The organism is Streptomyces sp. NEAU-174, assembly GCF_052665095.1.
Genome location: NZ_JBQTCE010000004.1, coordinates 433246 through 443893 on the forward strand (window position 1 = coordinate 433246; position 10648 = coordinate 443893).

Sequence of the window (10648 nt, forward strand, 5' to 3'; positions counted from 1 at the left end):
GGCACCCTCACCCCAGCCGGTGCCGTCCGCCGCCGCTGCGAACGCCTTGCAGCGTCCATCGGCCGCCAACGCGCGCTGACGGGAGAACTCCACGAAGATGCCGGCGGTCGTCATGACGCTCGCGCCGCCCGCCAGGGCCAGTGAGCACTCGCCCGACCGCAGGGCCCGCACCGCCAGGTGCAATGCCACCAGCGACGACGAACACGCCGTATCCACGGTCAGCGCGGGGCCTTCGAGACCGAGGACGTAGGAGATCCGGCCGGACATGACCGATGCCGAGTTGCCGGTACCCACCCGGCCCTCGAAGTCACCCGTCTCGTCCGCCTTCAGCAACGACGCGTAGTCCTGGCCGTTCGTCCCCGTGAACACGCCGGTCTCGCTGCCCCGCAGGGCCATGGGGTCGATCCCGGCCCGCTCCAGCGCCTCCCATGACACTTCGAGCAGCAGCCGCTGTTGCGGGTCCATCGCCACCGCTTCCCGCGGGGAGATCCCGAAGAATCCGGCGTCGAACTCACCGGCACCGGAGAGGAACGCGGCCGCTCGGGTGGAGGAGGTGCCTCGGTGGTCGGGGTCCGGGTGGAAGAGGTGGGCGGTGTCCCAGCCCCGGTTCTCGGGGAAATCGCCGATGGCGTCGGAGCCGTCGGCGAGCAGGCGCCACAGGTCCTCGGGGGACGCGACATCCCCGGGGAAGCGGCAGCTCATCCCCACGATCGCGATGGGTTCGTCGTCCACCGCGCCGGTCGCACGGGCCGGGAGGGCCGGGAGGGCCGGGAGGGCCGGGGCCGATCGGTCCTGGGCGTCGGGCAGCAGTTCGGCGCGGAGGTACCGCGCCATCGCCAGCGGGGTGGGCCGGTCGAACGTCACGGTGGCGGGCAGCCGTAGGCCGGTGGCCCGGTTGAGCCGGTTGCGCAGTTCGACCGCGGTGACCGAGTCGAAGCCGATCTCGTGGAAGGCCCGGCCGGGGTCGATCGCGTCCGGGCCGGTGTGCCCGAGCACGATCGCCACATGGCGCCGGACCAGGTCCAGCAACGCGTGGTTCCGGTCAGTCTCGGCCATCCCGGCGAGCCGCTCCGCGAAGTCCGAGCGCTCGTGGCCGGGGTCGGCGCTCTCCTGGCCGACTCCGGCGTCGACCAGCGCACGCACCTCGGGGAGGTCGGACAGCAGCGGGCTGGGGCGGGTCGCCGTGAACGCGACGTAGTGCCGGTCCCAGTCGATCTCCGCCACCGTGACGACGGTGTCGTCCTGCTCGACCGCGCGTGCCATGGCGGCGACCGCCATCTCCGGTGCCATCTCCGGTACGCCATGCCGGCGGGCCACGTCGCCCACGCCGCCCTCGCCCATGCCGTCACCGGCCCACAGCCCCCAGGCGATGGAGGTGGCCACCAGGCCCTCGGCCCGCCGCTGTTCGGCCAGCGTGTCCACGAAGACATGGCCGGGTGCGTAGTTGCCCTGACCGGGCGCGCCCAGAGTGCCGGACAGCGAGGAGAAGAGCACGAACGCGGACAGCTCCATGTCCCGCGTCAGTTCATGCAGATGCACCGCGCCGTCGGTCTTGACACGCAGCACGCGTTCCAGCTGGTCGGTGGTGAGCGAGTTCAGCGTGCCGTCGTCGAGCACCGCCGCGGTGTGCACCACGGCGGTCAGGGGACCGATCTCGGCCAGCAGCCCGGCCAGGGCGTCCCGGTCACCGACGTCGCACGCCGCCACCGTCACCCGGGCACCGAGCGCCTCCAGCTCCCCGGCCAGCCGCTCGGCGCCGGGCGCGGCCATGCCCCGGCGACTGGTCAGCACGACGTGTTCAGCACCCTGTCCGGCCAGCCACCGGGCGACATGGCCGCCCAGCGCTCCGGTACCACCGGTGACCAGTACGGTGCCACGGGGCTGCCAGCTCCCGCCGCGCTCGCGGGCCGGCGCGTGGGCCAGCCTGCGGCCGAAGAGCCCCGTCGGGCGGATCGCCACCTGGTCCTCGTCCGAGCTGCCGGACAGCACACCGGCAAGGTGGTCCTGGGCTTGCGGGGCCACGCCCTCCGGCAGGTCGATCAAACCGCCCCAGCGCAGGGGCTGTTCCAGGGCGATCACCTTGCCGAGACCCCAGGTCAGGGCCTGTTTCCGGCTGAGGGCCACATCGCCCTTGCCCTTCCCCGTGCCCGTGCCGTCGCCACGGCCACGGCCACTGCCGCTGTCACTGCCTCCGGCATCGCCGAGCGAGACGCCGCGCTGGGTGAGGCACCACAGCGGAGCTTCCACCCCGGCGTCCCCGAGCGCCTGCGAGAGCAACAGCGTCATCGCGTATCCCTGGGGGACCGAGGGATACGCGGGGTGCGGGCTCTCGTCCAACGCAGTCAGCGACACCACACCGCTGATCCTGGGGGCGTCGGCCAGTACGCCGCCCAGCCGGTCGGCCAGCGCGGCACGGTCCAGTTCGGGCTCGCCAAGAACGACCACGAGCGGCTCGGCGCCGTGTCGGGTCAGCGCATCGGTCACCCCCGCGACCCACTCGTGCCCGGCCTCGGCATGGGAGACCACGACCAGCCAGGTGCCGGTGGTCGAAGTGGCGGGCGGGGTGAGCGGCTTCCACCGGATCGTGTAACGCCATGAGTCGATGGTGGAGACGTCACGGCGTTCGCGCCGCCACTGGGACAGGGCGGGCAGCACTTCGCGCAGCGGCTGCCCGTCGACGCGCAGCGTCGCGGCGAGCGACTCGAGGTCCTCGCGCTCGACGGCGGCCCAGAATTCCGCGTCGATCGCGCTGGTGGGAGCCTCGGCGGCGGGCGCGTCCAGCCAGTAGCGCTCGCGCTGGAAGGCGTACGTCGGCAGATCCACCCGGCGGGCGCCCGGGAACAGCGGCAGCCAGTCCACCTCGACGCCGTGTGCGTACGCCTCGGCCAAGGCGGTGAGGAAGCGGGGGAGGCCACCGTCGTCCCGGCGCAGTGAGGCCAGTACGAGACCGCCGTGCGCGTCCGTCGTGTCGTCGAGTGTTTCGCGCAGGCCCGTGGTCAGCACCGGGTGGGGGCTGATCTCGATGAAGGTGTGGTGGCCGTCCTCGATCACCGCACGGGTGACCCGTTCGAGCTCCACGGTCTCGCGCAGATTGCGATACCAGTAGTGCGCGTCCAGGTCGGCGGTGTCGATGGGCCGTCCGGTCACCGTGGAGTGGAAGGGGATCGCCGCGGTGCGCGGCTCGATCGGCGCCAGGGATTTCAGCAGTTCGTCCCGGATGTCGTCGATCTGGGGCGAGTGGGAGGCGTAGTCCACCGGGATGCGCTTGGCCGCCGGGAACTCCGCCAGCACGGCGTCCAGCGCCTCGTCGCCGCCGGACACCACTGTCGAGGACGGGCCGTTCACCGCCGCCACCGACAACCCCGGACGGTCACGGAGCCGGTCGGCGGGCACCGGAACGGACACCATTCCGCCCCGGCCCGACAAGGCGAGCAGCGCCTTGCCGCGCAGCACGACCACCCGTGCCCCGTCCGCCAGGGACAGGCCGCCCGCTACGCACGCCGCAGCGATCTCACCCTGCGAGTGGCCCACCACCGCCGACGGCACCACACCGTACGAACGCCACAGCTCGGCCAGCGACACCATCACCGCCCACAGCACCGGCTGCACCACGTCGACGCGGGCCAGCGCCCGCTCATCCGCCAGCACGTCCGGCAGCGACCACTCCACCAGCGAGGCCAGGGCGTCGGCGCACTCGCCCATCCGCCGTGCGAACACGGGCGAGGACTCCAGCAGTTCCAGCGCCATCCCGGCCCACTGCGACCCCTGACCGGGGAAGACGAACACCACCTTGCGGCCCGGCTCGGCCGCGTCCAGGGCCTCCACCACGCCAGGTGCGGGTTCGTCCCGGGCCAGGGCCGTCAGCCCGGCCAGCAGTTCGGCATGGTCACCGCCGAGTACCACCGCTCGGTGCTCCAGCACGGCGCGGCTGGTCAGCAGCGAGAAACCCATGTCCGCAACGCTCCGGGCAGGGTGGCTCACCACGTGTGCGCGCAGTCGTTCCGCCTGTGCGCGCAGGGCGTGCCGGTCGCGTCCCGAGACGATCCACGGGACCACCGCGGCAGGCTCGGCCGGAGCGGTCTCCAGGTCGCCGGCCTCCGCGTCGCCGGGCGCGACCGGAACGGGCTCGACCGGAGCGCGCTCGGCGTCAGCGGGCTCGGCGTCAGCGGGCCGCTCCGCCGCCGTCGGCAGCGGCGCCTGCTCGAGGATCAGGTGCGCGTTCGTTCCGCTGATGCCGAACGACGACACACCGGCCCGGCGGGGCCGCCCGGCCTCCGGCCATGCCGTCTGTTCGCTCAGCAGCTCCACCGCTCCGGTGGACCAGTCCACGTGCGAAGTGGGCTCGTCGATATGCAGACTCCGCGGCAACACCCCATGCCGCATCGCCATCACCATCTTGATCACGCCAGCCACACCCGCGGCCGCCTGCGTATGGCCGATATTCGACTTGATCGACCCCAGCAGCAACGGCCGGTCCGCATCCCGGCCCTGACCATAGGTGGCCAGCAACGCCTGCGCCTCGATCGGATCACCCAGCGTCGTGCCTGTACCGTGCGCCTCCACCGCATCGACATCCCCGGCCGCGAGCCCCGCGCTCGCCAGCGCCTGCCGGATCACCCGCTGCTGCGACGGACCATTCGGCGCCGTCAAACCATTCGACGCACCATCCTGATTCACCGCACTGCCCCGCACCACCGCCAGGACGGGGTGTCCGTTGCGCCGTGCGTCCGAGAGCCGTTCGACCAGCAGCACCCCGACGCCTTCGGCGAAGCCGGTGCCGTCCGCCGCTCCCGCGAACGCCTTGCACCTGCCGTCCGGCGCGAGTCCGCGTTGACGGGAGAACTCCACGAAGACGGTCGGCGTGGACATCACCGTCACACCACCGGCCAGCGCGAGCGAGCACTCGCCGAGGCGCAGCGCCTGTACGGCGAGGTGCAGGGCCACCAGCGACGACGAGCAGGCGGTGTCCACGGTGACCGCCGGGCCCTCGAGCCCGAAGGTGTACGCCACGCGGCCCGAGGCGACGCCCGCTGCGGCGCCCGTGCCCAGATAGCCCTCGACAGCGTCCGGTGTGGTCGACAGGCGGGTGAGGTAGTCGTGGTGCATCACCCCGGTGAACACGCCGATCCGCTCGCCCTTGACGGAGGTGGCGGGGATGCCCGCGCGCTCGAACGCCTCCCACGAGGTTTCCAGCAGCAGCCGCTGCTGCGGGTCCATGGCGGCGGCCTCGCGCGGCGAGATCCCGAAGAAGGCGGCGTCGAACTCGGCCGCGTCGTAGACGAATCCACCGCTGCGGGCGTACGACGTACCGGTGCGGTCCGGATCCGGGTCGTAGAGACCGTCCAGGTCCCATCCTCGGTCGGCCGGCAGGACGGATATGGCATCGCCGTCCGAGCGCACCAGGTCCCACAGTGCTTCCGGCGAGGTGATCCCGCCGGGGTAGCGGCAGCTCATTCCGACGATGACGATGGGATCGTCGGCGACGAGGGCCGTTCCGACGGGTGTCGCGGCGGCGGCGCTGTCCTTTCCGAGGACTTCGGCGAGCAGGTACTCGGCCAGCGCTTGCGGTGTCGGATAGTCGAACACGGCGGTGGCGGGCAGCCGTACGCCCGTGGCGGCGCTGATCCGGTTGCGCAGTTCCACGGCGGTCAGCGAGTCGAAGCCGATCTCCTGGAAGGTCCGCGAGGTGTCGACCGACTCCGCGGAGGCATGGCGCAGCACCGCCGCGATGTGGTTGCGCACGAGTTCGCGTACGACCTGGTCCCACTCGGAGCGGTCCACGGTGGCCAGCCGGTGTCCGAGCGCGGAGGCCGATTCAGGGGCGTCGGCTGTCTCCGCCGCGCGCCGGATCCGCGGCTGGACCAGGTCGCGCAGGACGGGAGGCAGATGGCCGGCGTCCGACCATGCCCGCGGGTTGAGAGGTGCGGCCAGCACCATCGGCTCGTGGGCGGCGAGTGCCGCGTCGAACAGGTCCAGTGCCTGGGAAGTGGGCATCGGCACCGCGTGGGCACGCGCCAGATCGTCGGCCGACAGGTGCTGGGTCAGTTCGCTGCGCTCTTCCCAGAAGCCCCACGCGATCGACACCGCGGACAGTCCCCGCGCCCGCCGATGAGCCGCCAGCGCGTCCAGGAACCCGTTCGCCGCCGCATAGCTGCCCTGGCCCGCGTTGCCCAGAACACCCGCCGCGGATGAGAACAGCACAAACGCCGACAGATCCATGCCCGTGGTCAGCTCATGCAGATTCCACGCCGCGTCCACCTTCGCCCGCAACACCGGCTCGACCCGCTCACGCGTCAGCGACGTGAGCAACCCGTCATCCAGCACACCCGCCGCATGCACCACACCGCTCAAGGCAAAGTCCGCCGGCAGCCCAGACACCGCACCCGCCAGCGCCTGACGATCCGCGGCGTCACATGCCACGATCACCACCTCGGCGCCCGCGGCCTCCAGCTCCCTCCGCAACTCCGCAGCGCCTTCGGCCTCCGCACCACGACGCGACAGCAGCACCAGCCTGCTCACCCCATGCCGCGCCACCAGATGCCGCGACACCAAACCACCCAGCACACCAGTGCCACCCGTCACCAACACCGCACCAGAACCGAACCCACCCGACACCTCATCCGACACCGGCGCCGGCACCCGGCCCAGACGCGGCACCCGCACCGCACCCGACCGCACCAGCACCTGCTCCTCGCCCAGAGCCAGCACCCCGGGAAGCAGACTGTCGACCCCGTCCAGGTCATCGGTGTCCACGAGCACCAGACGCCCCGGGTGCTCCGACTGCGCGGACCGCACCAGGCCCCACACCGCGGCCCCGGCCAGGTCCTCCACACCATCACCCGCGTCGGCGGCGCCCCGCGTCACCACCGCCAACCGCTCACCCGCCAGATCCTCATCCGCCACCCACGCCCGCACCCGCTCCAGAACCTCAAGCACATGCCGGTACGCCTCACCCACCACATCCGGACCGTCGGAGACGACCCGCACCACCTCGGTGCGCGGTGCCACCTCGCCCCCTACCGCCACGGTTCCAGGCGCGTCCACCCACTCCACCCGATGGAGGGCGTCAGTCCTGCTGCCCCGCGTGTCGTTCAGCTGCTGGGCGGAGACCGGTCGCAGGGCCAGAGAGCGTGCCGACAGAACCGGCGCACCGGTGGTGTCCGTGGCCCGGAGGGCGAACGCGTCGTGTCCTGCCGGGGACAGTGTGACGCGCAGGGCCGTCGCACCGACCGCGTGCAGCGTGACGCCGGTCCAGGAGAACGGCACATAAGCCTGGTCGTCGTCGGATACGAAGTCGCCGAATCGCACCCCGTGGAGCGCGGCGTCGAGCAGCGCGGGATGGATCGCGCAGCGAGCCGCATCGCCCCGCGCCTCCGCCGGTATCTCCACCTCGACGAAGACTTCGTCCCCCCGACGCCAAGCGTCCCGCAGCCCCTGGAACACCGGCCCATACACATACCCCCGCTCCGCCAACACCCCATAAACCCCCTCCACCCCAACCCGCTCCGCACCCACCGGCGGCCACACCTCCACCCCCGGCACCACACCATCACCCACCCCCAGCACACCCACCGCATGCCGAACCCACTCACCCCCACGACACGAAAACACCGACACCGACCGACACCCCGCCCCATCCACACCACCCACCGCAACCTGAACCTCAACCCCACCCCGCTCCGGAACCACCAACGGCCCCTCCAAAGTCAACTCCTCAACCACCCCACACCCCCACCGCAACCCCGCCTGCAACACCAACTCCACAAACCCCGTACCCGGCAGCAACACCACACCGGAGAGGGCGTGATCGGCCAGCCAGGGGTGGCCGGCCAGGGACAGCCGGCCGGTGAGCAGGCAACCGCCGGACTCGGGCAGCACGACCGTGGCCCCCAGCAGGGGATGGTCGAGCGCGCCCAGCCCCAGGGCGGAGGCGTCACCCTGGCCGGGCCGGGGCGTCAGCCAGTAACGCTCCCGCTGGAAGGGGTAGGTCGGCAGCTCCACCCGCCGCGCCGCCTCGAAGGCCGCGGACCAGTCCACCCGTACCCCGTGCACATGCAGCCGCGCCACGGCCGAGTGGAACTGGGCGAGCCCGCCCTCGCCACGCCGCAGCGAGCCGGTGACCTCCACGGACTCGCCGGAGGCGTCCGCGGTGTCCTGGATCCCCATGGTCAGGGCGGGGTGGGTGCTCGATTCCACGAAGACGCGGTGGCCGTCGGCGAACAGCGCCCGGAGCGCGCCGAGGAAGTCGATCGGCTTACGGGCGTTCCAAAACCAGTAGTCCGCGTCGAGTTGGGTGGTGTCCAGGAGTCCGCCGGTCACCGTGGAGTAGAACGGGACGGTGGACTGGCGTGGCGCCACGTCGGCCAGCAGGGCGAGCAGCCGTTCCCGCAGCGGTTCCACCTGCGGGCCGTGGGAGGCCACGGTGGCGGGCACGACGCGGGCGCGTACGCCGTCCGCCGCGCACGCTGCGACGAACTCCTCGAGGCTCTGGTGGTCACCGGCCACCGTGGCAGCCGCGGGCCCGTTCACCCCGGCCACCACGAGGCGCTCGCCCCACGGCTCGATCCGGGTGGCCAGTTGTTCCGCCGGAAGGGCGACCGAGGCGATGGCGCCGTTGCCCACCAGCGTTTCGGCGAAGAGGCGGCTGCGCAACACCACCACCTTGGCCGCGTCCTCCAACGACAGCGCCCCGGCCACACAGGCCGCCGCGATCTCGCCCTGGGAGTGGCCGACCACGGCCGATGGAGTGACCCCGTAGGAGGCCCACAGCTCGGCGAGGGACACCATCATGGTGAACAGGACCGGCTGGACGACCTCGATGAGGTCGAGCGAGGGCGCACCGGGCGCGGAGCGCACCACGTCCTCGATGGACCAGTCGAGGTGTGTCTCCAGGGCACGGGCGCATTCGGCGAACCGGCGGGCGAAGGCCGGGGAGGAGTCCAGCAGTTCCACGGCCATACCGGCCCACTGCGAGCCCTGCCCCGGGAAGACGAAGACCACGCCGGTGTCGGAGCCGGCCACTCCCTCCACCACGTTCGAGGCCGGCTCTCCGGCGGCCACCGCCGCGAGGCCGCTCCGCAGTTCCTCCGGGGTGGATCCGATGACCACCGCACGGTGCGGCAGCGCCGAGCGGGTGGTGGCCAGGGTCCATCCCAGGTCGCCGGGGTGCGCTTCGGTGGCCACGTCGGCGAGCCGGGCCGCGAACGCCCGCAGACCGGCCTCGCCCTGGCCCGAGAGCACCCAGGGCACCGTCACCGGTTCGGTCCGGGGCGGCTCGATGGGCTCGGCCTCCGGGGCCTGCTCCACGATCACATGGGCGTTGGTGCCGCTCACTCCGAAGGCGGACACCCCGGCCCTGCGCGGCCGGTCGGTCTCCTCCGGCCACGGGGTCCGCTCGGTGAGCAGCCGCACCGCCCCGGCGGACCAGTCCACATGCGGGGTCGGTTCGTCCACGTGCAGGGTACGCGGCAGCACACCGTGGCGCATGGCGAGCACCATCTTGATGACCCCGGCGACACCCGCGGCGGCCTGGGTGTGTCCCAGGTTCGACTTGACCGATCCGAGCCACAGCGGCCGGTCCCGGCCCTGGCCGTAGGTGTCCAGCAGGGCCTGTGCCTCGATCGGGTCGCCGAGCCGGGTGCCGGTGCCGTGTGCCTCCACCACGTCGACATCGCCTGTGGACAGCTGGGCGTTGGACAACGCCGCGCGGATGACCCGGCGCTGCGAGGGCCCGTTGGGCGCGGTCAGCCCATTTGACGCGCCGTCCTGGTTGGCGGCGGTGCCACGCACCACCGCAAGCACCGGGTGACCGTGCCGTTCGGCGTCGGACAGCCGCTCCACCAGCAGCATCCCGGCGCCCTCACCCCAGCCGGTGCCGTCCGCCGCCGCCGCGAACGCCTTGGACCGGCCGTCCGGGGCCAGCCCGCCCTGCTTGGACAGCTCGACGAAGGTGTTCGTCGTCGTCATCACCGTGACGCCGCCCGCCAGCGCCAGCTCGCACTCCCCGTTGCGCAGTGCCTGGACGGCCAGGTGCAGGGCGATCAGTGAGGACGAGCACGCGGTGTCCACGGTGACCGTCGGCCCTTCGAGGCCGAAGGTATAGGCGATCCGCCCCGAGAGCACACTGGCCGCGCTGCCCGTGCCGAGGTGGCCTTGCACATCGTCCCGGGCAGCGCTGAGCAGTGTCGCGTAGTCCTGGCCGTTGGTGCCGATGAACACCCCGGTCCGGCTGCCCCGCACCGCGTCACGGTTGACACCGGCCCGCTCGAACGCCTCCCAGGCGGTCTCCAGCATCAGCCGCTGCTGCGGGTCCATCGCGAGGGCCTCACGGGGAGAGATCCCGAAGAGCGCGGCGTCGAAATCGGCGACGCCGCGCAGGAAGCCGCCGTGGCGGGTGACCGACTTCCCGGAGCCGCCCGCGGGGTCGTAGAGGCCCTCCGTGTCCCATCCGCGGTCGGCCGGGAACTCCGACACCGCGTCGCCGCCCTCGCGCACCAGGTCCCACAGCGCTTCCGGCGTTGCGACGCCACCGGGGAAACGGCAGCTCATGCCGACGATCGCGATGGGCTCGTGGCTCTTGGCCTCGACGTCCTGCAAGCGCTGGCGAGTCTGCCGCAGATCCTTCGTGACCTCTTTGAGGTAATGACGA

Annotated in this window: 2 pseudogenes; both read right to left on the reverse strand. The window is 72.2% G+C overall.

Going from position 1 to position 10648, the window contains the following annotated elements:
* Positions 1-27 precede the first annotated feature (27 nt).
* Positions 28-834: pseudogene (locus ACT2CW_RS14540) on the reverse strand (beta-ketoacyl synthase N-terminal-like domain-containing protein); the annotation flags it as partial.
* A gap of 30 nt (positions 835-864) precedes the next feature.
* Positions 865-10647: pseudogene (locus ACT2CW_RS14545) on the reverse strand (type I polyketide synthase); the annotation flags it as partial.
* Between the last annotated feature and the right edge of the window lies 1 nt (position 10648).